This is a genomic window from Micromonospora palythoicola (genome assembly GCF_036689795.1).
GTDB lineage: Bacteria > Actinomycetota > Actinomycetes > Mycobacteriales > Micromonosporaceae > Micromonospora > Micromonospora palythoicola.
Map to the genome: position 1 here is coordinate 98,945 of NZ_JBAGKI010000003.1, position 24,574 is coordinate 123,518.

The following is a 24,574-nucleotide window of genomic DNA, read 5'->3' on the forward strand; positions in this document are numbered from 1 at the left end:
CGCCTCCTCTGATCTTCCTGGTGATGTCCGGCTGCCTCGACGACCGCGCGGTGCGGGTAGCCGGACGGGTCACCCGCCCGCGCCGGGGGCCAGGTCGCCGAGCGGGTCGGATGTGGCGGTGGTCTGGTCTGCCGGGCGACGCCGCGCGTCACCGGTCGCCTTCCGCGGCCGGCTGCGTGCCGTCAGGCCTCGCGCGGTGGTGACGCTCCGTCGAGGTCCGATCGTCGGGTACGGGCGCATGGTGCCGTCGCTGCTCGGCGCGGTTACCGCCCGGCCTCGGACAGCGACAGCCCGGTGTCCGCGTCGAACAGGTGCGCACGGTCCAGGTCGACCGTGACCTGCACCCGTTCGCCCGGCGTTCCGGTGACGGTGGGTCGTGCCTTGACCTTGAGGATCTCCGATCCCACCTGGACGTCGACCACCGTCCGGTCACCGAGCGGCTCGAGGCCGTAGAGCTCCCCGGACAACGACGCGTGCCCACGCTGCTCGACGGACAGGTCCTCGGCGCGCACGCCGAGCAGCAGCGCACGACCGTCCTCGGCGGTGCTCCAGCGGGGCCGCGGCAGCGTCCAGCCCTGCGCACCGACCAGCCGGTCTCCCTCGGCGTGGCAGGCGAGCAGGCTGATCGGGGGGCTCCCGACGAAGCCGGCGACCCACTTGTTGGCGGGACGCTCGTACACCTCGGTCGGCGTGCCGACCTGTTGCACCTTCCCCTCCTTGAGGACCGCGACCTGGTCGGCCATGGACAGCGCCTCGACCTGGTCGTTCGTCACGTAGACGAAGGTCGCTCCGAGACTGCGGTGGATGCGGGTGAGCTCGGTACGCATCTCGACGCGGAGCTTGAGATCGAGGTTCGTCAGCGGCTCGTCCATGAGAAACGCGCGCGGGCTACGGACCAGCGCCCGAGCCAGGGCGACCCGCTGCATCTCACCGCCCGACAGCTGCGCGGGACGACGTTGCAGCAGCCGGTCGATGTGCAGCAGCCTCGACATCCGCTCGACGGCGGCGGCGATCTCGCTCGCGGAACAGCGGCGGGCCCGCAGCGGCGACGCGATGTTCTCGTACGCCGTGTGTCGCGGGTAGAGGGCGTAGTTCTGGAAGACCATGGCCAGGTCGCGATCGGCCGGGGCGTCACCGGTGGCGTCCCTGCCGTCCAGCTGCACCGACCCGGCGTCGAGCTTCTCCAGGCCGGCGATCGCCCGTAGGGTCGTCGTCTTGCCCGCCCCGGAGGGCCCGAGCACGACGAAGAACGAGCCGTCCGGGACGTCCAGCGTCACCCCGTCCAGGGCCTGGACCTTGCCGAAGGACTTGCACAGCCCGTGTGCTGCCACGGTTCCCATCAGGCCACCAGTTCTTCCGTGTGCACGTCGTAGACCGTGGGGGTTCCGCCGGTGTGCCGCAGCCCGACCGGGGCGTCAGCGCCGAACCGGACCGTCGGTGGCATCCGTACCCGTACGTCCCGTTGGCCGCTGTGGTCGATCACGTAGATGATCTCGTCGCCCAGCCACTCCGCCGAGACCACGCGGGCCGGGACGGAACGCTGCGCCCCCGGTTCGGTCACCTCCAACGCCTCCGGCCGGACGCCGGCGACCAGGCGACGGTCGCGCGGCAGTCCGGGCGGCGGGGTGAGGACCAGTCCGCCCTGACTGCGCAGCTTCCCGTCGGCCACCTCCACCTCGATCAGGTTCATCGGCGGCGAGCCGATGAACGCGGCGCAGAAGAGACTCGCCGGACGGTTGTAGACCTCCAGCGGCGTCCCGATCTGCTCGACGCGGCCCTTGTTGAGAATCGCGATCCGGTGGCCGAGCGACATCGCCTCGACCTGGTCGTGGGTGACGTAGACCATCGTCGTCCCCATTTCCCCCTGCAGGTGCTTGATCTCCGTGCGCATGTCCGCCCGCAGCTCCGCGTCCAGATTGGTGAGCGGCTCGTCCATGAGGAACGCGCGTGGTCGTCGCACCAGAGCGCGAGCCAGCGCGACGCGTTGCTGCTCGCCGCCGGACAGCTGGCGTGGACGCCGGTCGAGCAGCGAATCGAGCCGCATCAGGCGGGCGGCCTCGGCGACCCGCTCGCGCACCTCCGCCTTGGGCAGCCCCTCGGCCCGAAGTGGGAACGCCAGGTTGTCGCGGGTTCTCAGATGCGGGTAGAGAGCGTAGAACTGGAACACCATGGCGATGTCGCGCTCGGCGGGCGGCAGGTCGTTGACCAGCGTGTCGCCGATGCGGATGTCGCCTGTCGTCTGCCGTTCCAGCCCGGCGATGGCCCGCAGTGTGGTCGTCTTGCCGCAACCCGACGGGCCGAGCATCACGAACAGCTCGCCATCGTCGATGGACAGGTCGACGTGATCGACCGCGACGGTCCCGTCCGGGTAGCGCTTGTGCAGGGCGGTCACCTCGATGCCCGCCATCAGCGTCGCACCGCCCCGAGCGTCACACCGGCGACGAGGTGCTTGCGCACCAGGTAGGCGAAGACGAGCACCGGCAGGGCGAACACCACGGACGCGGCGGCCACGAGACCCCAGTCCGTGGTGGTGCCACCGATGAGGCCGGCGATGGCGGGTGGGGCCGTGCGCACGCTGTCGCTGGAGGTGAGGAAGATGGCGAACACGAACTCGTTCCACGAGAAGATGAGCGCGAAGACCGCCGTCGCGGCGATGCCGGGTACGAGCAGGGGAAGGGTGAACCGCCAGAACGCCTGCAGGCGGGTGTAGCCGTCGAGCATGGCGGCGTCCTCGTACTCCGCGGGCACCTCGTCGACGAACCCCTTCATCATCCAGATCGTGAACGGGACGTTGAACGCGGTGTAGATGAGGATCAGGCCGAGCTTGCTGTCGATGAGTCCGACCTGGCGGTACATGAGGAAGATCGGGATCACGACCACGACGGGCGGCATGAAGCGGGTGGACAGGATGAAGAACAGCTGGTCCTTCCGGGCCCGCACGGCGAGGCGGGAGTAGGCCCAGGCCGCCGGGACTCCCAGCACGGTGGCCAGCACCGTGGAGACTCCGGCGACCACGGCGGAGTTGAGGAACGCGACGGACAGCGCCGAGCGACCCCCGTCGGGGCCGACGAACACGTCCTTGAAGTGGTCCATGGTGACCGTGAAGCCGAAGAACTCGGCCGGGACGGCGTAGACGTCCCGGTTCTCCTTGATGGACGTCTCGATCATCCACAGCACGGGGAAGAGCATCACCACGGCCAGCACGGTCAGCAGCGCGACCTCCACCGCGGAGCGGCCCCGGCCGCCGAGGCGGCGCGCGGGACGCGTGCGGTCCCGGGCGGGACCTGTGGACACGGCCTCGTCGACGGAGACGGCCATCAGCCCTCCTTGAGCTTGTTCAGGTAGCGCAGGTAGAGCTGCGTGAGGACGATGACGACGAGGACCATGAGGATCCCGTACGCCGACGCGGTTCCGGTGTTGAAGCCCAGGAACGCGACCTTGTAGACGTGGAACGACAACGTCTCGGTGGAGACGCCCGGGCCGCCGTTGGTGAGGATGTAGACGAGGTCGAACAGCCGGAAGGCCTCGATGGCCCGGAACAGCACGGCGATGAGCAGCAGCGGCCACACCAGCGGAAGCGTGATGGTGCGGAACCGGAACCACTCGGACGCCCGGTCGATCGAGGCGGCCTCGTACAGGTACTTGGGCACGGCGGTGAGGCCGGCGAGGGCGATGAGCATGATGAACGGCGTCCACTGCCAGGTGTCGACCACGATCAGGGAGATCAACGCCGTGCGCTGCCGGGTGAGCCACTCCACCTGTCCCAGGCCGAGCGAGCCGAGCATGCTGTTGATCACGCCGAACTGGGCGTCGAGCATGAATCGCCAGAACAGCCCGACCACCACCGGCGACAGCATCATCGGCACCAGGAACAGGGTGGTCAGCACTCCTCGCCCGTGTGTGCGCCGCGAGATCAGGTAGGCGATGCCGAAACCGAGCACGGTCTGCAGGGTGACCGCGCCGACCACGTAGATCAACGTCGTCAGGGCCCGCTGGTGGACCTGCGCCGATGTCAGGATGGCGGTGTAGTTCCCGAATCCGACGGAACGGGCGGGCCCGCCGCGGGTGGCCGAGTAGTCGGTGAAGGACAGGTACAACGCCCACAGCAGCGGGAACACGGACATCGCGAGCAACAGCAGCAGCGCCGGGGAGATGAAGGCCACGGCGAGCCAGCGGTCGCTCAGCCGGCGGGACCGACCCGGTGCAGGTGGCGTCGCGGACGCCACCTGCCCGGGGTGGTCGGTCGTCACAGGTACGGCGTCGCTCACAGTCCGCCGCCGCCCCTGCGGCTGCTGGAGTCGAGCACGGCCTGCTGCTCCTTGGCGATGTCGTCGAGCGCCTCCTTCGGCGCCTTCGCGCCGTTGAGAGCCGCGTTCACGTTGGTGTTCTCGATGTCGACGAGGCGGGCGTACTCCGGCACGTTCCACATGTCCCGCATCCGCGGCACCGAGTCGGCGTACACCTGGTTGAACGGACCGGCATTGAGGAACTCGGGCGATTCCAGGGCGTCCGTACGCGACGGCACACCACCGGCCGCGGCCCACTTCTTCTGGATGTCCGCCCGCTGGAACCACTTCATGAAGTTCAGGGCCTCAACCTGGTTCGCCTCGGCGGAGTAGGCCGACACGTGCATCCCCATGCCGCCGAGCGGGACCAGGTTGGTCTTCTGGCTCGGCAGGGTGGCAAAACCCAGCTTGTCGAGAATCTGCTCCCGGGTGGAGCCGAGCGTCGACTGCTTCGGATCGAGCAGGCCGCCGCTCGCCGCGATCCAGTTGAACGCGATGCACGCCTTGCCCTGGGCGACCGCCGCGTTCACCTCGTCGATGAACCAGTTGCCGGATCCCCTGGCGGTCAGTGGCTTCATCCGGTTGACCAGGACGTCCATCGCCTCCTGGCCCGCGGCGTCGTTGAGGACACCCTCGATCTTGCGCGTCTTGGGGTCCCAGAGATTGCCGCCGTAGACGCCGTTGACCGTGTTGTAGGTGACGGCCGCGGCGTCGGAGCCGTTGGCCTGGTGGAACGCCAGCCCGCTGACGCCGGGGTTGTCCGCCTGGCACTTCTCCGCGACTGAGATCATTTCATCCCAGGTCTGCGGTGGCTGGTCGCCGATCAGGTCCTTGCGATAGATCATCGTCCAGGTGTCGCCGAGCAGCGGCAGCCCGTACAGGCTGGCGTTCTCGTCGCGCTTGCCGGTCTCCGCCTGGGGGAACTGGCCGTACGCGGCCAGGAGGTACGGGTTGTAGGCCGCGACGTCGATGTTGCTCTTGACGAAGTCGGTGATGTCGAGGATGTTGCCGTTCGTCACGGCCTCGCCGATGTGCTGCGAGTCCAGGATCGCGATGTCGAAGTCGGTCTTGCGGGCGGCGAACTGGGTGAACATCGCGTCGTGCCAGTTCGCGTTCGGCACGGTGTTGACCTTGACGGTCGCGTTCGGCCGCTCCTTCTTGTACTCCGCGTTCGCGAAGTCCTCAAGTGCCTGGGCGGGCGGCCAGTCGAACCAGATGAAGCTGAGGGTCAGCGGGTCGTTGGTGAGCTCCGGGATGGTCGCCGGTGCCTTGGGGGCGCTCGCCTGGCCGTCGTCGTCCTGGCCATCGCCGCAGGCCACCAGGGTCGTGGCCACCAGCAGCATGGCCGCCGTCGCCAGCTGCACCCTTCGACCGGGAACGGATGGTCGTCCTATTCGCTGTTGAAAGCGCATCTTCTCGCCTGCTTTCCGGATGAGAGCTTCGGGACCGTCGCCCTGTGCTTCGCCGAGCAGTTGCTGGGTTCTTTCCGGCGGTTCGGCGGGCTGCCGCGGGACCGCCCCGCGGACCGGCGTCACGAGTACGTCGTGATGTACTGGATCTTCGCGCCGCCGAGCGTCCCTCCGGTCCAGCCGCGGTCCGGACGCGGACCGAGCAGGACGTCGAGCACGCTCATGGGCGCTCCAGGTGATCGGAGTAGAACGATCGCGGGTGGCTCCGCGACGGTGGTGGATGGCGGTGGTTCGCCATTTTTCCTATACGATCCGGCTGGGGCGTCAGCATGTCGCAGAGTTGTGACTGATGTCAACAGGTTCCGGAAGACGCAAAGAAGGGCCGCACGTCACGATGGACGACGAAGGAATGATCGGGCGGGGCCGTCGAGTCGTGGCGGGCGGAACGTCGTCGGGAAGATCTGGTGGCCGGCTCGCCGACGAGGTGTACGACACGCTGCTCGGACAGCTCATGTCGCTCCGGATCGAGCCCGGCTCCCGCGTCACGATCGACGTTCTGGCGCGCGAGCTGGGGGTCTCGCAGACGCCGATCCGGGACGCCCTGAACCGCATGGAGGCCGAGGGCCTGGTCGTGCGGGTGCCCCACGCCGGCTACCGCATACCGCCGCAGATCACCCGGCGCCGCTTCGAGGACATGCTCGAGGTCCGCCTGCTCCTCGAGCCGGCCGCGGCGCGCAGATCGGCCGAACGCGCGTCCCTGGCCCAGGTGGCCGGTCTGCGGGCGATGCTCGAGGAGATGGCGGAGCTGGAGGGGGGCAGCGGGCCTGCGGCGTACGGCGCCTTCGGTCTGCGCGACGCCGCCTTTCACGACCTCGTCGCCCTGAGCGCGGAGAACCAGGTAATCCGGGAGTCGCTGGCGCGTCTGCACAGCCATGTGCACCTCTTCCGGCTGCACCACGACACCCAGGTCACCCACCTGGCCATGGCCGAGCACGAGCAGATCGTGGCCGCGATCGCCGCGCGTGACCCCGACGCCGCCGCGTACGCGATGCGCCGGCACATCCTGCGCTCCGGCGAGCGTTTCCGGCGGTTGTTCGACGAGGCCAAGGACGCCGACGCGGTGGCGCTGGAGGCTTGACGGGCGGGCTGGGCCGGGGAATGCTAACTGAATCGGATCGGATTGGATCTACCTACCCGCCCCCGGACGCGAGGAGAAGCAGGTGCCCAGAGCGCTGCTCCTGACCGGCGACGCCGCCGAGGAACTCGACACCATGTATCCCTACTACCGCGTGCAGGAGGGCGGCTGGGACGTTGACGTCTCGTCACGGACGAGGCGTGACGTGCAACTGGTCATCCACGAGTTCGACCCGAACTCCGACGCCTACGTGGAGAAGAACGGCCGGAAGCTGCCGGTCGACGTGCCCTGGGCCGAGGTCGACGTCGAGCGCTACGACGCCCTGATCATCCCCGGGGGACGTGCCCCCGAGTGGATCCGGGTCGACGCCGACGTCCGGCGCATCACCGAGCACTTCTTCGCGCGTAACCTCCCCATCGCCCTGGTCTGCCACGGCGCCCAGGTGCCGGCGGTGTACGGGCTGCTGAAGGGCCGGAAGACGGCGTGCTTCCCACCCATCACCGGGGACATGGAGAACGCGGGCGCGACGGTCATCGACGCTCCCGACGTGGTGGACGGCAACCTCGTCTCCTGCCGGGGCTGGCCGGACATGCCGCAGTTCGGCAGGGCCATGATGGAGCTGTTCTCGAAGTCCGTCGGCTCCGCGTCGGCGTGAGCACACCTGGCCCGCCCCGGTGACGACGCTTCGCACCGTCACGGTGGACGGCTCGCCCGTCCATGTCATGGAAAGCGGCACCGGGCCCGCGGTACTGATGCTGCACGGCTCCGGACCCGGCACGACCGGGACCGGAGCCTGGGCACCGACGGCCGAGGCGCTCGGCACGTCCTGGCACCTGGTGGCTCCCGACCAGGCGGGGTTCGGCCGTACGCCGGTCCCGACGGGTTCCCGCGGTGGGCTCCGACTGTGGTCGGAGCAGGCTGCGAGCCTGATGGATGCCCTCGGTATCGACCACTACGACGTGGTGGGTCACTCCATGGGCGGTGCCGTGGCGCTGGCGTTGGCGGCCGCGCGACCCGGGCAGGTCACCCGGGTCGTGGCGGTCTCGACGATGGGCGCCCCCGAGGCGCCGCTGTCGGAAGGGCTCGATGCGATCTGGGCCGCCCCCGCCAACGCCCTCGGAGCGCGGGACATGCTGAGTCGCCTCGTCCACGACCAGGCGCTGGTGAGCGACTCGGCCGTCGATGCCCGGGCGACGGCGATGCGAGCCGGGGCGGCCGCGTACGCGTCGTTGTTCCCGCCACCCAGGGCACGATGGGTCGACGAGCTCACCCTCTCGGCGCAGGCGTTGGCAGCGGTCCGCGCGCCGGTGCTGCTCGTGCACGGCGCCGAGGACCGGATCACCCCGCTCGAGACGGCAGCCCTGCCCCTCCTGGATCACCTGGCCGATGTCCGTCTGCACGTGCTCGGCCGGTGCGGGCACGTGCCGGCGGTCGAGCATCCGCACGAGTTCAGGGACCTGCTGTCGTGCTTCCTGCGGCGGGACCGCCGGCATCGAACAGCTGCGGCAGGTCCGTAGCCCGTGCCCTGCCGCCGCGCGCATTGCGTTCCGGGCGTGGTTCCGACGCTCGGTTGAGGGTGGGTCGCACCTCCGCCGACCCGATGCCGCCGTCGTCGCCGTCCGGAAAGCTCGTCCCAGGTCTGGTGACCGGGCAGCCCGGTCACCGAGCATGCTGGTCGCTGCGCGCGACCAGGATCCCGGACGTAAGGTCTGAGTCATGGCGCCCACGTTCAACGCGATCGGCCTCGCGGTGGCCGACATGGCAGCGTCCCTCGCCTTCTATCGGCGGCTGGGCCTTGAGTTTCCGGCCGGTGCCGAGCAGGAGCCGCACGTCGAGACGACGGTCGCGGGCGGTATCCGCCTCAAGTGGGACACGCACGCCTCGTTGCGGTCCTTCGATCCGGGCTACCAGCCGGCACCGCCCTCCGGTGGCTGGGCCTTTCTCTGCTCCGATGCCGCCGAGGTGGACCGCTGCCACGCTGACCTGGTGACCGCCGGCTACTCCTCGGTCAACGCGCCCTGGGACGCGCCGTGGGGGCAGCGTTACGCACAGGTGCGCGATCCGGACGGCAACGTCGTCGACCTGTTCGCCTGGACCGGGTCACCGCAGTAGAGCGCTCGACGGCCTCGGTCGCCTCCTCGCGTCCGAGGTGAGCCTGGACGGCGTGGGTCGCGTCGATTGTCACCGTCGCGACCGTCCGACGGACCGGGCCACTAGGTCGGCGGCGCGGCAGCTGATCTGACGGCACTGTTCTCCGTCGCCCAGGCACAGATGGCGGCGAGTGGCTCCTGAAGGGTCTTGCCGAGGTCGGTCAAGGCGTACTCGACGTGCTGCGGCGGTGCCTCCCTGAGCACCCGTCGCTGCACCAGCCCGTCGCGCTCCATCTCGCGCAGTGTCTCGGTCAGGACCTTCTGGGTGACCCCCGCGACGCGGCGACGCAGCTCGGCGTGCCGTTGGGGACCGGCGAGCAGCGCGTAGATGATCAGAATCCGCCACTTGGAGGCGAGCCGCTCGATCGCCTGCCGCGTCGTGCAGCCCTCGTCGAGGACGTCCGGAATCACCAGCGACATGAGCACCCCCGGGTGTTGGACCGCGCGTCGAAGGGCACCGGGAAGTGCCTTCTGTTCGACGAGCACCGTGCGACCTAGCGTCGAGCCAACAGTAGACGCCGAAGGGAACACCGTCGCCATGTCCGACCGCACGCCCGAGCACCGCATCCACACCTACCCCGGTGGCGACCTGAACACCGAGCGTGTCGCATTCACCGCCGATGGTCTCACGCTGGTCGGCAACCTCGCCGTGGCCGCCGACGGCGCGCCCGCTGTCGTGCTGACCGGGCCGTTCACCGGCGTGAAGGAGCAGGTCGTCGGCACGTACGCCGCTCGGCTGCACGAACACGGTCTGACCACACTCGCCTTCGACCACCGCGGCTTCGGCGAGAGCGGCGGGCGCCGCGCTCACGAGGACAGCCAGGGCAAGCTCGCCGACCTGCGCGCAGCGGTGAGCCTGCTCGCCGCGCACCCGGCCGTGGACGCGGCTCGGGTGGCCGTCGTCGGGATCTGTCTCGGTGGCGGTTACGCGGTCCGCGCGGCCACCACCGACCCGAGGATCCGCGCGGTCGTGGGCATCGCCGGCGGGTACAACAGCCCCGTGCGCTTCAGTGCGGGCGACCCCGACGGGTACCGCCAGGCGCTGGTCTCATTCGTGGAGCGCTACGACGACGAGTTGCCGGCGGTGGCCGCCGACGGCGCACCCGCGGCGATGGGCGGCGACGAGCCGTTCGCCTACTACGGCACCGAGCGGTCGGCGGCGGCGCACTGGGAGAACCGGGTCACCTACGGCTCGCTGCACGCGCTGATGACCTTCGACGCGCTTGGCGCGGCGCCGTTGCTCGCCGCCACTCCGCTGCTGGTCGTGCATGGCCGGACCGACGCCTACTGTGCACCGGAACTCGCCGAGGCGCTCTACGCCGAGGCGACCGGACCGAAGGAGATCCGCTGGCTCGACGCCGAGCAGCACATCGACCTCTACGACGTGGAGCCGTACGTCAGTCGGGCCGCCGGCGCCGCCGCGACCTTCCTGCACCGCCACCTGGGCGGCGCTACCGCGATGCCCACGAGTCCATGATCGCGGCGAGAGCCGGAACCTCCGGAGGCACGTCGCCTGTCTACCGGCCACGACCGCGTTGACGCGGAGCGACGACCGTACGGCGGGCTGGCGTGGTCGCCGAAGAACCTCGGCGGCGTGGGCGATGTGATGGACCTGCTCTGTCAGGATCGGCGCATGGCGCACGTCTGGTCCGGTGTGACGATCGACTGCCTCGACCCCGAGCGGGTGGCCGGCTTCTGGAGCGCCCTGCTCGGTCGCGAGCCCGGCTCGTCGCAGGAGGGCTGGGTCTACCTGGGCGAGCGAGGTGACCCGCAGCCACGGCTGGTGTTCCAGCCGGTGCCTGAGCTTCGAGTCGGCAAGGTGCGGATCCACCTCGACATCTCCGTTGACGATATCGACGAGGCCATGACGGAGGTCATCAAGCTCGGTGGCCGGTCCACCGGTGAGCGGCACGACTACGAGCAGGGCGTCGTCGTCATGGCCGACCCGGAGGGCCACGAGTTCTGCCTGGTCGAGTACTACGGCTGACGGCGGCGCACGGACCCACGGGTGGCGTGCCCGGCGGGCGGCACGCGCTACCGCGTGAAGTAGGCGGCGCTCTCCGCGTCCGCGGGGTAGTAGGACTCGATCGCGACCTCGTCGATCGTGATGTCCATCGGCGTACCGAACGTGGTGATGGTCGAGAACAGTCGCAGTTCTCGTCCGCCGACGTTGAGGATCATCGGGATCACGACATCGCCGTCGATCCGTTCGTCCGACGTCTCGTCGGGTCCGGGCGCCAGGAGTTCGTCGTAGAGCGCGGTGAGTTCAGGGTCGGGGGCGGTGGCGAGCTGGCGTGCGATCCGGGTGCGGAACACCGCGCGCACGTCGGCCAGGTTGACGACCAGGCGCGCGAGCCCTCGGGGGTTCAGCCCCAGCCGTACCAGGTTGACCGGTGCCCGCAGCAGGTCGGGAGCCACCTGTGCGAAGAACGGGTCGACGGCGCGATTGGTCATCACGATGTTCCACCGGCGGTCGAACACCACCGCCGGATACGGCTCGTGTGCGCGGAGCACCCGGCTGATCGCGTCGTGGACGGCCGACAGTGCGTCGTCGTCGAGTGGACGCTCGGTGTACCGGGGTGCGAAGCCGCCGGCCAGCAGGAGCCGGTTGCGATCACGTAGGGGCACGTGGAGCTGAGCGGCGAGCCGGAGGATCATGTCGGCGCTCGGCTTGGATTTGCCGGTCTCGACCAGGCTGACGTGACGAGCCGAGACGTCGGTGGCGATCGCGAGATCCAGTTGGCTGAGCCCTCGGCGTCGCCGCCACTGCCGCAGGAGTTCCCCGACCGTGTGCACGATCATGAAGAGTACCCATCCCCGAGCCGGACACCATGAAATCCGATGTCATCGACAAGGCCCGCGGACGCGGAAATACTGCGTCCATGACCATGGAGAACAAGAACATCGTCCAACGTGCGCTGGCCGGGTTGATCGAGACGGGTGACGTCGACGCGCTCGCCCGGTCGCTGAGTGACGACTTCGTCCACCATCGGCCGGGTCCGATCAGCTCGACCAAGGGGGAGTGGCTCGCCGCCGTCCGCGCCGCGCTGGTGCCGCTCGCCGGCATGCGGGTGGAGATTCATCAGGTACTGGCCGACGGTGATCATGTCGTCGTGTACTCGCGGCGCTGGCTTCCGGACGCGGGCCCTGAGATCGCGGTGGTCGACATCTGGCGTGTCGCCGACGGACTGATCACCGAGGGGTGGGAGATCATCGAGCCGGTCGCCCAGGTCGCGGCCAACCTTGTGTGGTGGGAACCCGCTCGGCGTTGACCGCGGGTGCGCCGCTACGACGGGCATCGCGCGGCCGCCCGGAGACGTACATGTGCCCGGGCCGTCCGACGAGCTGCTCGGCCGCGCGACACCTCGCGCTTTGCGATCACGCGCTAACGTGACGGAGTCGGGCTGGAGTGGGGAGCAGTGCATGGCGTTGCGTGATCTTGTGCGCCGGGTGCTCGCGCGGCAGTCGGAGGGCATCATCGCTCGACCGGTGCCCACACTGGACGGCCCGACCGACGCCGCGCCGTTCGTGGCCGACGAGGTCTATCTGGTGATCAGGGTCAGTCAGCTGTGGCTGGCCAACGAGCGCGAGCTGTGGCGGGAGTTCCTGCCCTTCGGTGCCGTGGTGACCGAGTTCCTGCGCGATGGCAACCGGGTCGCGGTGCCGCACCTGATCGGTGCGAGCGAGCTGAGTCGGCGGCTGCAGGTCACCGGCGAGCGCGACGCGGTGGAGATCTCCAACCTGCGGGTGGCCGGGCCGGTGCCCTACGAGGGCGACGACGTGAGTCTGTTGCTGGCGTTGTTCCGCGCCAAGACGTCGGACACGTTGCAGCGGTCGCTGAACCTGATCGAGAACGTGAGCAGCGCCATCGGCTTCGCCGGGCTACTGGGTTCCGCCAGGGTCGCCAAGGCGCTCATCGACGGTATCGAGTCCTTCGTGGACTCGGCGGCGCTGGAGCTGCGCGTGGGCGTGCACCAGTCCTGGTCCGCGCCGACCGGCCCGGCCGGCATGGCCCGTGGCCCGACGGAGCTGGCGCCCACCCACTTCGTGATCATCCGCCGGTCGGCGGGGCAGGCGACCCAGGCGGAGTTGGCGTCGCTCGGGGTGGCCGGTGGTCGGCTCTGCCGGGTGGCCGCGGACGGCACGACCGTGCCCTACACGGAGCACGACTTCATCCTGGTCCGGGTCGAGGCGACCCGGCACCGCGACGACTACCGCCAGTTGGCCTTCTTCCAGCTCTGGCAGCGGACCCGCCAGCACCTCGCGGACGGTGACCTGGGTGCGGCCCAGGTGCTGTGGCGGCAGACCGCCGGAGCACTCTGCACCGACGAGTTGATCCGCCCGCAGCAGGAGGCCCTGTTCGAGGAGTACCAACGCCAGTACGTCGCGCTGGTGGAGCGTGCCTGCGCCCCGGCCGGCACGGTACGCGGCGGGGAACACCGCGACGGCGACGGGCCCGACGGCGACGGTGCGACGGAGTTCGAAGACGACCCGGAGATCCTGCTGCGACGATTGGGGCGTTGAGGCCATGCCGATCTTCCGTCGACGCCGATCCGACTCCGGTGCCCCGGACGACACGGGCCGGTCCACCGGGCCGGGCGAAGGCGACGAGGTCACCGAGGAGATGTTGCTGGGCGCCGCCAACTGGGCGCACGAACTCGTCAACACCGGTCAGCTGGCGGAGGCGGACCGGGTGTTGCGGGGACTGGTCGGCCACGCCCAGGCCCTTTCGCCCAGCCCCGGCAGCTTCCTGGTCTTCCGCCTGCTCGGCCAGTGCGCGCGGGTCGTCGGTCGGCTCGACGACGCCCGTAGGGCGTACGCGATGGCCTTCGAGGTGGCCGCCGCCATGTCGGAGAGCGACCGGGAGCGGGCGGTGGATCTGCGGGTCGCGGCGATCATCGGGATGGCCACCGTGGAGATCGCCGATGATCGTCTGGAGCAGGCGGTCAAGTTGTTCGGCATGGCGACCCAGCTCGCGGAGCTGGTCACCGACAAGACCGGGCTGGTCTCGGCGCTCTCCGGGCACGCGGAGGTCTTGCACCGGCAGGGCAGGGACGGTGCCGAGGAGCTCTACCGGCGGGCGCTGGCCCAGCCTGGCGTGGCGGGGCCCCGGCGGGGGATCCTGCTGGACAACATGGCCCGGGAGTTCTTCCGGCAGGGCCGGCACGACGAGGCGATCCAGGCAGCGGCTGAGGCCGTTCGGTTGCTGGCCGACTCGCCGGCCCGGTACGACGCCTACAAGGCGATGATCAACCTGGCGACGATACGCCGGGAGGCGAACCCCGGCTCCGCCGGTGAGGCGTTCACCGCCGCCCACGACCTCATCCACGACCTGCACTCCGAGGTGGACGCCGCGCACTACACGACCGGCTTCCGGGCCCGGGTCGAGCGCATCGAGGCGGCGACCCGGGAGCGGATGGGCGATGACCTGCTGGCCCTGGCCCACCCGGCCTTCCGGGAGATGGTCGCGAAGCTGGGCGACCCACGGATACGTCAGGACCTCACCATCGGTGCGCCGGCCTATTTCGCCAAGCGGGCGAGTGAGGAAGGTCAGCGGCATCTGATGGAGCACCGCTACGGCGAGGCGGAGCGCTCCCTGCGCACGGCCGAGGACCTGTGGAACCAGCTCGGCGCCGCACACGCGCTGCCGGCGGTCTGGTCGTCCCTCGGCCTGCTCTACGCCATGGTCGGTCGCCACGACGAGGCGCTGGCACTGCTGGAGCAGGCCCGACGGACGGCACACGAGATCGGCGACGCCCGCGCCGAGTTCACCGCTTTGATCAACCTGTGTACGCTGCTCTCCCGCGACCCGACCCGTACCGGGTTGAACCTGTTGGAGCTGGCAGCGCAGGCTCGGGCGCTCTTCACCTTCCTGAACGGGCAGTTCCCCGTCGAGACCACCGGCGACCTGGGCATCCTGGACTCCATCATGGCGGGGGTGGCCCGCGACCACGGCGCGACGGCGCTCGCCGACCGTTACCTGCTGGCCTCGATCGACACGGTGCAGCGCGCACACGAGCGGCACGGTGCGGAGCTGCCCTTCGCCGGCCTGGATCGGCTGGCGCTTCGACTCGGCACACTGGTGCTGGACTGGTCGCGCTCGGGCCGGGCGGAGCAGGCCGCGCCCTTCCGGGCCCGGCTTGTCGCGTTGCGCGGCGAGGCGACAGCCGCGGCCGTGCGCTACCCGGCGGACGCGGCGCTGGGTCTCGCCGCGCTGGCCGCCGGTGAGCGCACCGAACAGACGCTGCGGATGCTCCGCGACGCCTGCGACGGTTACGACGAGCTGCGCCAGGGCATCGCCGACCTGAGCGGGGCGGCAGGCTACGGTGCGATCGTCACGCCGCCGTTCGTGGAGGCCGCGGACCTGGCGGTGGAGCTGGGCCGGGTCGAGGAGGCGTTCGCGCTGCTGGAGCGGGCGAAGTCGCGGGCGCTGCTGGAGGCGATGCGGGACCGGGAGACCGGCGTCGACCCGGCTGACCCGCTGGTGGCCCGCGAGGCCGCGCTCTGGGCCGAGCTGCGGCGGCTGCGCGCCTCGGGCATGGACGTCGACGGGTCCGTCGACACCGAGGAGCGTCGGCGGCTGTTGGTGCGTCGGATGTCGGCCTCCGAGGAGCAGTCGAGGGTACGCGGTGAGCTGCATGACCTGTGGCAGCAGATGGCCGCGACCCACCCGACGATGCGCGCCCACCGGATGGCCGAGCCGATCACTGCCGACGAGGTGGCCCCGTTACTGGCCGCCGCGGGAGACGCCGTCCTGGTGGAGTACCTGACCGGCCCGTTCGGCGTGTGGGCGTTCACGTTGAGCGGCACCGAGCTCACCGCCCGACGTGTGCTGGGGCCGCCCGGTCCCGGCGCTGTGGCCGCCACCGACGTCGACGGCTGGACGGACCTGCTCGCCTCGGCCGACGACGACCGGCTTCGCGAGCTGGTCGAGCATCCGGTGCACGCCGCACTCACCGCGCCCATCGCCGACGTGCCGCCCGGCCGGCCCGTCTACGTGGTGCCGCACGGCACCCTGCACCTGGTTCCCCTGCACGTACTGCCACCGGCCAGGACCGCCGACGACGCCGGTGGAGCCGGACCGTCCGACACCGCGGAGATCAGGGTCCGGCCCAGGACGTACCTGCTGCCGAGCGCCTCGCTGCTGCGGGCACACCGGTCAGTCCCGGCACGCACCAACCCGCCCAGCGGCGAACCCGACCGGCGCGGCGCGCCGGCGGGCCGCGTCGTCGTGTGCGGCGACACCCTCGGTGACCTGCCCTACGCACGTGCCGAGTGCGCCTACGTGGCCGCCCGGCTCGGCGGCACGCAGCGGACCGGCGCGGCGGTCACCTCGGCCTGGCTCGCCGACGCCCTCGCCGGGCCCGAACGCCCCCGGTTGGTCCATCTGGCCTGCCACGCGGTCTTCGATCGGCGGCGTCCCGAGCGCAGCGGACTGGTGCTGGCCGCCGCGCCGACACCCGGTGCGCCGCGGAACCTGGATGAGGTCGTACGGGGACGGCATCTCGACGGCGACATCCGACGCGGCGAACCGCTGGATCCGCGCGCCGCCGCCGAGCCGGATTCGGGTGCCGATCTGGTGAGCCTGGCCCGACTGGCGCAGTGGAACTGGAGCGGCGTGCTTGTCGTCCTGAGTGCCTGCGACAGCGGTCGGCATGAGGTGCGCGACGGAGACGAACTCGTCGGGCTGGGCCGGACCCTGCTGGCGGCTGGCGCCAGCGGCCTGGTGACGGCGATCCGGCCGGTCCCCGACCTGGCGACGGCGCTGCTGATGGGTTGGTTCTACGACGGGCTGGACCCGGCGGGCCCGCTCGGCCTGGCGCAGGTCGGCCCGGTCCTCGGCCAGGCGCAGCGACAGTTGCGCGAGGCGAGTGCGGCCGATCTGGTGGAGCGGGGCGTCCACCTGGTGGCGGCGGGGGGCGACCAGGCCGTGCTGGGGTGCCGCACCATCGCGGTGGCGCACCGGACGGCGGGCGAGATGGAGGCGTTCGTGACCTGGCAGCGCCATCTGAGCAGGCTCGTGGAGGGTCAGCCACTACCGGCGGGGGCGACGTCCCGACACGTGTCCACGAGCGCGCCGGCGTACCGGACGGTCCGTCCGTTCGCCGGACTGGCCGACTGGGTCTCGTTCACCGTCTACGGCGGCGCGCCGGTCGGAAGTTAGGTTTCTACCGGCACCGCGAACCGTCCGGCGCGGGCGACGACGATCTTCCGCGCTACCTCGCGACCGCCTACGGTTTGCGGGCAAGGAGTCCGACGAAGGTGTGGTAGGTGTCGGTCTGCTTCGGCGCGGGCGTGCCCGGATCCGGACGCCACTCGGCCAGCGGCACCAGCCCCGGCTCCAGCAGCGTCAGCCCGTCGGCGAAGGAGAGGATCTCCTCGTCGGTACGCCAGCGACCGGTACCCAGCGACTCGTTGAAGACCCGCTCGACCTCGCGGGCCTTACGGGAGCCTTCCGGATCCCGCTCACCCGGATCACGGAAGTGTGAGATCGCCACGTAGCTGCCCGACGGCAGCGCCTCGATCAACTCGGCCGACACCGCTCGCGGATCCTCGTCGTCGCCGAGGTGGTGCAGGATCGCGAAGAGCAGCAGCCCGATCGGCCGGTCGAGGTCGAGGAACCGACCGACGTCCGGGTGGCCGAGGATCTCCTGCGGTCGACGGATGTCGGCCTGGATCACCGTGGCCCGGCCTTCCGCGGCGAGCAGCGCCCGCCCGTGCGTCAGGACGATCGGGTCGTTGTCCACGTAGACCACCCGGGCGCTCGGGTTGTGCTCGGCGGCGACCTCGTGCACGTTGCCCTGGGTGGGCAGGCCCGACCCGATGTCGAGGAACTGGTCGATGCCGGCCTCGGTGGCGAGGAAGCGGATCACCCGGCGCAGGAAGGCCCGGTTCGCCTGGCCGGCGGCCGGCCCGTCGGGAGTGATCCGCAGGGCGTGCTCGGCGACCTTCCGGTCGACCTCGAAGTTGTCCTTACCGCCCAGAAAGTAGTCGTAGACCCGGGCCACGCTGGGAACGGTGAGGTCGATTCCGGGGGGTGCGGCCTCGTCGCGGGTCACAATGGCATCTCCATCCGAATCTGATCGACGCACCGGTTTCCGTGGGCGGCGCCGGACCTTGGTGGGAAGTGTAGCGATCGGACGGTGCGGATTGTCGCCCCGCTGGTATCGCTCCCACCAGACCGGCCCCGCGACCAGGAAGCATGCCGGACGGCGGAGTTCCGGCATCCGCTGTCAGCCGGTCAGCACCAGGGCGTGTGGCGTGACGGCCATCGTGGCGGCCACCGCGCTGCCGACCCGTACCGTCGCCTGTGGTGCCTCGACGAGGGTCAGCGCCGAGCGTGCCACGCCCTTCGAGGCGGTCAGGATCTGCCTGCCGCCCACCTCGACACCGCCGGTGGCCTCGCCCGTGGCGGTCACGGTCACCAGCGCCGCGGCGATGCGATCCACCGGAACGTCCGGGAGTGAGGCCGTGGTGCCCAGGGTGACGTCGACGTCGGACTGTTCACCGACGCGTACCGGCTCGGGGGTCTGTGGCGCAACGGGCACCACCAGGCCCTCGGTGGATTCGGGTGCGCCGGCGCCGGTGACGTAGCCGACCAGGTCGGCCCGCAGCTCCGTACCCGCTTCGTACCGTAGGTGAACGGATCCGTCGCGCACCGGTATGACCATGAGCCCGCCGCGGGTGCGGTCGCTGCCGCTGGTGGCCGACCAGTAGACGGTCTGGTTCAGGTCACCGGCGCGTGTCCCCGCGGAGACGTACCCGCCGTTCGACCCGACGTCGGCGGAGACCTGCAGGATCACCGCCGAGGTCGGGCCCGCGTCAGCGAGTGGCCGGATCTCGGCGAGCGGAATCCTGGCTTTCTTCCCGTCGGTCCGCGGCACCAGGGTCACCACCCGGGTGGGGGGCACCGCCACGATGCGTCCGGCGTCGGAGCGCTGCGTCGGTTCGAACACACCGACCAGACGTACCAGCAGATCGCCGCCGCCGGTGGTGCGGGCCCGCAGGTCGCCGTCGGGGGCGAGGTGCGCGACCACGGTGGCGGACAGTTGTGCGCCGGCCTTCGGTGCCCGCAACACGACCGTCCGGTCGGCACCCTGGCCGACGGTGACCTCGCCCGGGCCCTTGGCGTTCAGGATCGAGACCTCGACAAGCACCACACGTGTGTCGGCGGCCGTCTCGGGCATCGGCACCGTCACGTCCACTCCGGCGGGCAGCGAGCCGACCTCGCGGGAGTCGAGCAGCACCCGGGGCCGTACCGGGACCAGGCGGGCGGAGCCGGCGACCGTCCGGTCCGTGGGAGCTGCCGAGGCGTCGCCGAACGAACGGGCGTCGAGTGCGGTCGCCGGGACGCTCCCGGGCTCGCCGACCCAGGCGCTCACCGCGTACCTCGAGCCCACCAGCACGGTAGCGGAGGTGAGGACCCAGGCCAGCGCGATGATGAGCCAGCGGGCCACCGGTGACAGGGGCCGCCGCTCGCCGGTGGCGACGGTGACCTTCACACCTTTCGTCGGGATACGCATGGCGTCTCCTCCGTCTGCTGCTCGCGCTCACCGGACGCGCTCACGCGCTGCACCGCCCACCCGGTCTCCGCTGTGCTGCTGTCCCATTGTCCGGCATCACTGCCGGCGTCGTCACGGTCTGTCGGCCGGTCCCCACGCCCGGGGCTGTCCGTCTCGGCGAAGGCGCCGAGGGCCGCGGCCGCCGCCCACCCGGAGGTCTCCTCCGCGATCGCGCCGACGAGTCGTCGGTCGACGGTTATCCCGACCCGCAGAACGACGTCGCTCCGCAGGCGGGCGAGCTGCGCCGGTGCCCGCACCGCGGTCGGCAGGAATCCCGCGCGGGCGAGCAGCGCGGCGAACTCCGGCCGCGACGTCGTCGGTCCGTCCGCAGCGTGCCGACCGCCGGCTCCACCGGGATCGCCGAACTGACCGGGTACGTCCACGATGGCTGTCGGGCACCATCGGGGCAGGCCGAGCTGCCGCCGAGCCCGGGTCAGCCGCCGCGACAGCGGCCTCGCCCTCGTCGGGCTGCCGGCGACCTCGGCGACCGCGGCCAGCCGCACCGGATCGTCGCGGACCACCGCCACCACGACACCGTGCGCGGTCAGGCAGACCCCCACCCCGTACGCCGACTGACTGCTCATCGTGCCTCCCCGGCGAACACCCCGACCGGCACGGCCAGCCGCGCGCCTGGTGACGGCGGGGCCACGAAGGCGACCTGGACCTGGGCCAGCCCGCCGGCCTCCACCAGATAGCCACGTCCCGGCAGCGGCCGGGGCGGGGCCTCGCGCGGCAGTCGCACCCGGAGCACCTCGCCGTCGTCCGGCGCCGGGCGTAGCAGCAGTCCGGTCCGCGACATGGTCACCGCCCGCTGCCAGGGTTGCATGCCGCGGAAGGCGTCGGGCCGGCCGGCGACGACAACGTGGACGCCGGCCGGTAGGGCCGGCAGCAGCCGGTCCAGGGCCGGCCCGGCGTCGGGCAGCGACTCGATCCCGTCGACCAGCAGAAGTGCCCGTCCCGTGCTCGGCTGGCTGGTCAACCCGCTGAAGGAGCCGCTCACCTCAGTGCCCTGGGTGCCGGTCCAGGCGTCCGGGTCGGCGGCCACCACGAGTACGCGGGCATCGGGGGCGCTGGCGCGGGCGGCGGCGGCGAGCAGCCGGAGCGTACCCGTGCGACCGCTGCCGGCGGGACCGGACACCACCGCGTGCATGCCCGGGCCGAGCGCGAGCGTGGCGACGCTGAGGTCGCGATAGTGCCGGCCGATGCCGAGCCGCCAGACCGGCCCGCCTGCCGCGGACGAGGACAGCACCTCTCCGGCGGGCACCAGTTCGGGCAACACCGTGACGGTGGGCGCGGGAACCGCGTCCGGGTAGTCGGCGACGACCCGGGCCACCGCGTCGGCGAGCGCGCCCGGCCGAGCGTCGCAGTGCCGCCCGATCTGGACCTCGCGCCGGGTCTGCAGGTCGATGGCCCGCAGGCCGGTCAGCTCGGGCACGTCCCGGGCACGCAGGCCCAGTCCCGTGTACGAGTTGGCGTCGGCCAGGCGTAGACACAGCTTCGTGGGCAGTTGGGCGAGCACCCGACCGGGTACGCCGCGGTCGTGCGACGCCGAGATGAGCAGCCGGATCCCGACGGGTGCGCCGTCGCGCAGCAGCCGCTCCAGTCGGGCGCCGACCTCGGCGACGCCGGTCCGTTCGGCCCCTTCGACAAGCGCGTCCCAGCCGGCCACCACGAGCAGGACGTCGGGTGATGCCGCCCGGCTCACCCGCCGGCGGGCGATCTCGGCGTCCATCTGGTCGAGTACCCGGGCGAGGCGCTCGCTGTCGTCGACGCCGACTGCCGCGCTCACATGCGGCAGGCCGGCCAGCGCCCCCAGGCCGGTGCCGAGTCCCTCCAGTACGAAGATCCGCTGCCGGTCGGGTGCGCGGTGGCGGGCGAGGGAGAGGCAGGCGGTGGCGAGCACCGCGCCGGTGGCGGCCGCGTCGGCACCGAGCACCAACGTCCCACCCGCCTCGGGCGCCCAGCACCACACGTCGGAGCGCTGTTCGTCGGGCAGGTCCACCAGGCCGAGCGGAACCGGGAGCGGACCATCCGCGGTGGCGCCGATGTCGGCGGCCAGGCTCCAGGCGTCCACCTGCTGCGGCAGCGGTGGCGGGCAGGGCACCCGCGGCCGGGGGTAACCACCCCGCTCGGCGGCCTGCGCCAGCACGCTCACCAACCTTTCGAGATCTGTCGGTACGCCGTCGGGCTGGTCCTCCCGTACGTCCGTCACCTGCTCGGTCAGCAGTGCGAACGGGGCGACCTCGATGCGTGCGCGTGGTCCTCGTCGGGTCGCTGCGGACACCAACGCGGTCTGCACCCCGACGACCTCGCCGGCGCCGAGCCGGACGTAGGCGCGGCCCGGCCGGTGCCGGTCGATGTCGGCCGCCTGCCGGGTGCCCAGCACGTCACGGGAGTCCGCCTCGTCCTGGACGCGCAACGCCACCCGCAGGTTCGTGTTGGCCCGGATCTTGCCGTCCACCACGCCCTGTGGTCGCTGGGTCGCGAGCAGCAGGTGGATGCCGAGACTGCGGCCCCGCTGCGCCACGTCGACGAGCGCGCCGAGGAAGCCGGGCAGTTCCACCGCGAGCGTGGCGAACTCGTCGATCACGATGAGCAGCCGCGGCAGCGGCGGGTCCGCAGCCACCAGGTCATCGATGTCGCTGACACCGGCTTCCCGCAGGCGTCGCTCCCGGTGTCGCAGCTCGGCCCGTAGGCAGCGCAGTGCCCGCGCGGCGAGGTGTTCGTCGAGATCGGTGACCAGCCCGACGGTGTGCGGCAGCGCGGCGCAGGCGTCGAAGGCGCCGCCGCCCTTGAAGTCCACGAGCAGGAAGGTGAGCGCGTCCGGCGAGTGCGCGCAGGCCAGCGAGGCCACCACCGTGCGCAGGAACTCGCTCTTGCCCGCGCCCGTGGTGCCCACCACCAGACCGTGCGGTCCGTCGCGGTGCAGGTCCACCGTCAACGGGCCGTGTTCGGTGAGCCCGATGGTGGCCTGCATCCCGCCGGTGCCGCGTCGCCACCACTCACCCACCGACAGCGGGTCGAGTTCCTCGACCGGCTGTGCCAGCCCGTCGGGGCCCGACATCACGGCCCGCAGCAGGTCCACCAGGCGGGCGTGGGCCGGCAGCATGGCCGCCGCGACCGCCTGCTCCGGGTCGGTCCAGCGGGCCAGCGCCCGGGACGCCGGAGCGCAGACCTGGTCGGCGGCCCGCACGGCGAGCAGGCCCGGCGTCCGCTCGCCGGTGACCGCGTCGGTCAGCTCGGCGGTGCCGTCCGGCGCCAGTTCGAGGAAGCACTGGCACACCGAGGGCAGGCGTTCGGTGTGTCCGCTCACCACAAGTGTCCGGCCGCTGCCGCGGGCGAGTCGGCCCAGCATCGACGCGACCCGCCCGGTCACCAGGTCGTCGCCGTCGACCACGACGACGGTGTGCGTGGCACCGACCCGCTCCGGGCCGGCCCCACCCTGCGCCATGAGTGCGGTGCGCGACGGCGGTGCGGTGTCGGCGGCCAGCCGGGCGAGCAGTTGTTCGGTGGTGGCCGGGTCGGCGGCGACCCGCAGCGTCCCGTCGTCACCGCTGAGGTGCGGCAGCCATTTCAGCCAGTCCCAGCGGGCCAACCGGTCCGGCTGCACGACCAGCGCCAGCGCCAGGTCGGCCGGTCCGTGCCGGGTGACCAGATCCAGCACGACCGCGGCGGCGGCGCTGTGCGCGGCGGTGCCCACGACACCCAGTCCGGTGCGGTCACGCAGGGTGACGTGGATCGGTACGTCCGGCAACCGGGACCGTTCGGCGAGCGCCTCGCCCAGCTCCGGTCGGCCGGTCAGTTCCTCGGTGCCGCGTCGGCCCAGCTCCGGAAGCCAGGGGCGGGCACCCACACCGATGACCACCCGCAGCTCGTCCGCGTCGCCCGGGCGCACTTCCCACAGCCCCCGACCCGACACCGCTCGGCGCACCAGGCCGGCCAGCCCGGGGTAGGCGGCGCGGGCCGCTGCCGCCACGGCGGTGCGGGTGGCGTCCAGGTCGGTGCCGAACCGCTGGACGGCCGCCGCCGACTCCCTGGCCAACCGGATGGTGTCCTTCCTGGCGCGATGCCGGGACTCGACCCAGCGGGCCAGCGCCATCAACGGCGTCATGGCGACCATGACCAGGAAGAACGGACTGAACACGAAGGCCATCACCACGCCGATGGGCAGCGGCGCGATGAGCAGCAGCCAGGACAGCGGCGCGGGGGTGGCGACCGGTGCCGGCGCGGCGGGCACCGGTACCTGTTCGGCCGGCGCGGTGGTGGCTACTCGGGGCGTACGAATCAGCGGCTCGCGACCCACCGGGGCCTCGGCGGGCCACGGTGGGGGCGAGGGCGCCTCGGTCGGGGGCGCCACCCGGAAGGCGGTGTCGCCGAGCCGGAGGTAGGTGCCGTCGTGCAGATCGGCTTCGGATTCGGCGTCGGTGAGGTCGCGTCCGTCGACCCGTACGGGGTAGCCGTCGTCGACGGCGGTGACCCGCACCTGGTCGGTCGTCTCGATGTGCACCAACGCCCGGGTCACGGTCCCGAAATCCATCCCGGCCGGTCGGCGGCGTCCGATCGCGAAGGTGCCGTGGTCGAGTGCGATGCTCTGGCCACTGTCGGGCCCGGCCACCCGGCTCAGCTCGACGACAGGCCGCCCGACCGGCCCGCCGCCCGACGGGTCGTCCGGCGTGGCCGGTGCCGCCGGCCGCACGCTCAGCTCCGAACCGGCCCACAGCGGCAGGTCCGCGAGCCGGGTGGCACCGGGAACCTCCGTGCCGTCCACCTCGATGGTCAGCTCACCGGCGGCGACCCGGGCGGCGAGCGGTCCGGCCAGGTGGTCGAGCAGGTCGCTGACGGTGACGTCCGGGGCGGCCGTGACCAGGCAGATGTCCCGGGTGCGCGACCGTGGGCCGGCCGGGTCGTGGACCGGCTGCTGCTCTTCGATGCGGACGCTGAGCCTCATGACCATCGTTCGCCGTCGGGCAGGCCGATGGTTCCCGTCGGCGCGAGACTCGGCAGATTCACGTGGCGCGATCGGTTGCGTATC

At 71.5% G+C, this 24,574-nt stretch carries 20 protein-coding genes; 9 read left to right on the plus strand and 11 right to left on the minus strand.

The window, feature by feature from the left end; all coding sequences use genetic code 11:
• Positions 1-263: 263 nt before the first annotated feature.
• The 5 genes from V5O40_RS02490 to V5O40_RS02510 are packed head-to-tail and all read right to left on the minus strand — an operon-like array spanning position 264 to position 5,650.
• On the minus strand, positions 264-1,340 hold the full coding sequence (locus V5O40_RS02490) for an ABC transporter ATP-binding protein (protein WP_332903921.1): 1,077 nt from the start codon (positions 1,338-1,340) through the stop codon (positions 264-266).
• Positions 1,340-2,407 carry an ABC transporter ATP-binding protein gene (locus V5O40_RS02495; protein WP_332903922.1) on the minus strand — a complete coding sequence of 356 codons (1,068 nt, stop codon included), beginning with the start codon at positions 2,405-2,407 and terminating at the stop codon, positions 1,340-1,342. Before V5O40_RS02495 ends, V5O40_RS02490 begins: the two co-directional genes overlap by 1 nt.
• Positions 2,407-3,318: a carbohydrate ABC transporter permease gene (locus tag V5O40_RS02500; RefSeq protein ID WP_332903923.1), complete on the minus strand. Its 912-nt coding sequence runs from the start codon at positions 3,316-3,318 to the stop codon at positions 2,407-2,409. Before V5O40_RS02500 ends, V5O40_RS02495 begins: the two co-directional genes overlap by 1 nt.
• A complete protein-coding gene (locus V5O40_RS02505) occupies positions 3,318-4,250 on the minus strand; it encodes a carbohydrate ABC transporter permease (RefSeq protein ID WP_269742158.1) in 933 nt (310 codons plus the stop codon). The genes V5O40_RS02500 and V5O40_RS02505 overlap by 1 nt, the downstream gene beginning before the upstream one ends.
• Positions 4,251-4,264: 14 nt before the next feature.
• Positions 4,265-5,650: a sugar ABC transporter substrate-binding protein gene (locus V5O40_RS02510; RefSeq protein ID WP_332903924.1), complete on the minus strand. Its 1,386-nt coding sequence runs from the start codon at positions 5,648-5,650 to the stop codon at positions 4,265-4,267.
• Positions 5,651-6,179: 529 nt separating this feature from the next.
• Between V5O40_RS02510 and V5O40_RS02515 the strand changes: the two genes are divergently transcribed.
• From V5O40_RS02515 to V5O40_RS02530, 4 genes are all read left to right on the plus strand, one after another.
• The gene (locus V5O40_RS02515) at positions 6,180-6,833 is read left to right on the plus strand and encodes a GntR family transcriptional regulator (RefSeq protein ID WP_332903925.1); all 654 of its coding nucleotides are present in this window, start codon (positions 6,180-6,182) and stop codon (positions 6,831-6,833) included.
• An 82-nt stretch (positions 6,834-6,915) separates the two neighbouring features.
• Positions 6,916-7,485: a DJ-1/PfpI family protein gene (locus V5O40_RS02520; RefSeq protein ID WP_269742155.1), complete on the plus strand. Its 570-nt coding sequence runs from the start codon at positions 6,916-6,918 to the stop codon at positions 7,483-7,485.
• Between the two features lie 67 nt (positions 7,486-7,552).
• Positions 7,553-8,347, plus strand: coding sequence for an alpha/beta fold hydrolase (locus tag V5O40_RS02525; RefSeq protein ID WP_332903926.1), 795 nt, complete (start codon positions 7,553-7,555; stop codon positions 8,345-8,347).
• A 199-nt stretch (positions 8,348-8,546) separates the two neighbouring features.
• Complete coding sequence (locus tag V5O40_RS02530) at positions 8,547-8,942, plus strand: VOC family protein (protein WP_332903927.1); 396 nt, start codon at positions 8,547-8,549, stop codon at positions 8,940-8,942.
• Positions 8,943-9,043: 101 nt separating this feature from the next.
• On the opposite strand, the gene V5O40_RS02535 is transcribed toward V5O40_RS02530, so the two are convergent.
• Positions 9,044-9,466, minus strand: a complete 423-nt coding sequence (locus tag V5O40_RS02535) for a winged helix-turn-helix transcriptional regulator (protein WP_332903928.1) — start codon at positions 9,464-9,466, stop codon at positions 9,044-9,046.
• Between the two features lie 52 nt (positions 9,467-9,518).
• On the opposite strand from V5O40_RS02535, the gene V5O40_RS02540 reads away from it, so the two are divergent.
• Positions 9,519-10,457, plus strand: coding sequence for an alpha/beta hydrolase (locus V5O40_RS02540; RefSeq protein ID WP_332903929.1), 939 nt, complete (start codon positions 9,519-9,521; stop codon positions 10,455-10,457).
• A gap of 117 nt (positions 10,458-10,574) precedes the next feature.
• Positions 10,575-10,967 carry a VOC family protein gene (locus tag V5O40_RS02545; RefSeq protein WP_332903930.1) on the plus strand — a complete coding sequence of 131 codons (393 nt, stop codon included), beginning with the start codon at positions 10,575-10,577 and terminating at the stop codon, positions 10,965-10,967.
• Between the two features lie 47 nt (positions 10,968-11,014).
• Here the strand turns inward: V5O40_RS02545 and V5O40_RS02550 are convergent, their stop codons facing one another.
• The gene (locus V5O40_RS02550) at positions 11,015-11,782 is read right to left on the minus strand and encodes a helix-turn-helix domain-containing protein (protein WP_332903931.1); all 768 of its coding nucleotides are present in this window, start codon (positions 11,780-11,782) and stop codon (positions 11,015-11,017) included.
• 80 nt (positions 11,783-11,862) lie between these two features.
• Here V5O40_RS02550 and V5O40_RS02555 point away from each other — a divergent pair, with 80 nt between their 5' ends.
• From V5O40_RS02555 to V5O40_RS02565, 3 genes are all read left to right on the plus strand, one after another.
• The gene (locus V5O40_RS02555; RefSeq protein WP_332903932.1) at positions 11,863-12,252 is read left to right on the plus strand and encodes a nuclear transport factor 2 family protein; all 390 of its coding nucleotides are present in this window, start codon (positions 11,863-11,865) and stop codon (positions 12,250-12,252) included.
• 151 nt (positions 12,253-12,403) lie between these two features.
• Positions 12,404-13,504, plus strand: coding sequence for a hypothetical protein (locus V5O40_RS02560; RefSeq protein ID WP_332903933.1), 1,101 nt, complete (start codon positions 12,404-12,406; stop codon positions 13,502-13,504).
• 4 nt (positions 13,505-13,508) lie between these two features.
• The gene (locus V5O40_RS02565) at positions 13,509-17,144 is read left to right on the plus strand and encodes a CHAT domain-containing tetratricopeptide repeat protein (protein ID WP_332903934.1); all 3,636 of its coding nucleotides are present in this window, start codon (positions 13,509-13,511) and stop codon (positions 17,142-17,144) included.
• A gap of 67 nt (positions 17,145-17,211) precedes the next feature.
• On the opposite strand, the gene V5O40_RS02570 is transcribed toward V5O40_RS02565, so the two are convergent.
• The 4 genes from V5O40_RS02570 to V5O40_RS02585 all read right to left on the minus strand — a co-directional run bounded on the left by V5O40_RS02570 (position 17,212) and on the right by V5O40_RS02585 (position 24,490).
• Entirely contained in the window at positions 17,212-18,039 is an 828-nt protein-coding gene (locus V5O40_RS02570; RefSeq protein WP_332903935.1) for an SAM-dependent methyltransferase, read from the minus strand.
• Between the two features lie 174 nt (positions 18,040-18,213).
• Positions 18,214-19,503: a hypothetical protein gene (locus tag V5O40_RS02575; RefSeq protein WP_332903936.1), complete on the minus strand. Its 1,290-nt coding sequence runs from the start codon at positions 19,501-19,503 to the stop codon at positions 18,214-18,216.
• A complete protein-coding gene (locus V5O40_RS02580; protein WP_332903937.1) occupies positions 19,479-20,126 on the minus strand; it encodes a hypothetical protein in 648 nt (215 codons plus the stop codon). The genes V5O40_RS02575 and V5O40_RS02580 overlap by 25 nt, the downstream gene beginning before the upstream one ends.
• A complete protein-coding gene (locus V5O40_RS02585) occupies positions 20,123-24,490 on the minus strand; it encodes an FtsK/SpoIIIE domain-containing protein (RefSeq protein ID WP_332903938.1) in 4,368 nt (1,455 codons plus the stop codon). Before V5O40_RS02585 ends, V5O40_RS02580 begins: the two co-directional genes overlap by 4 nt.
• Positions 24,491-24,574 lie beyond the last annotated feature (84 nt).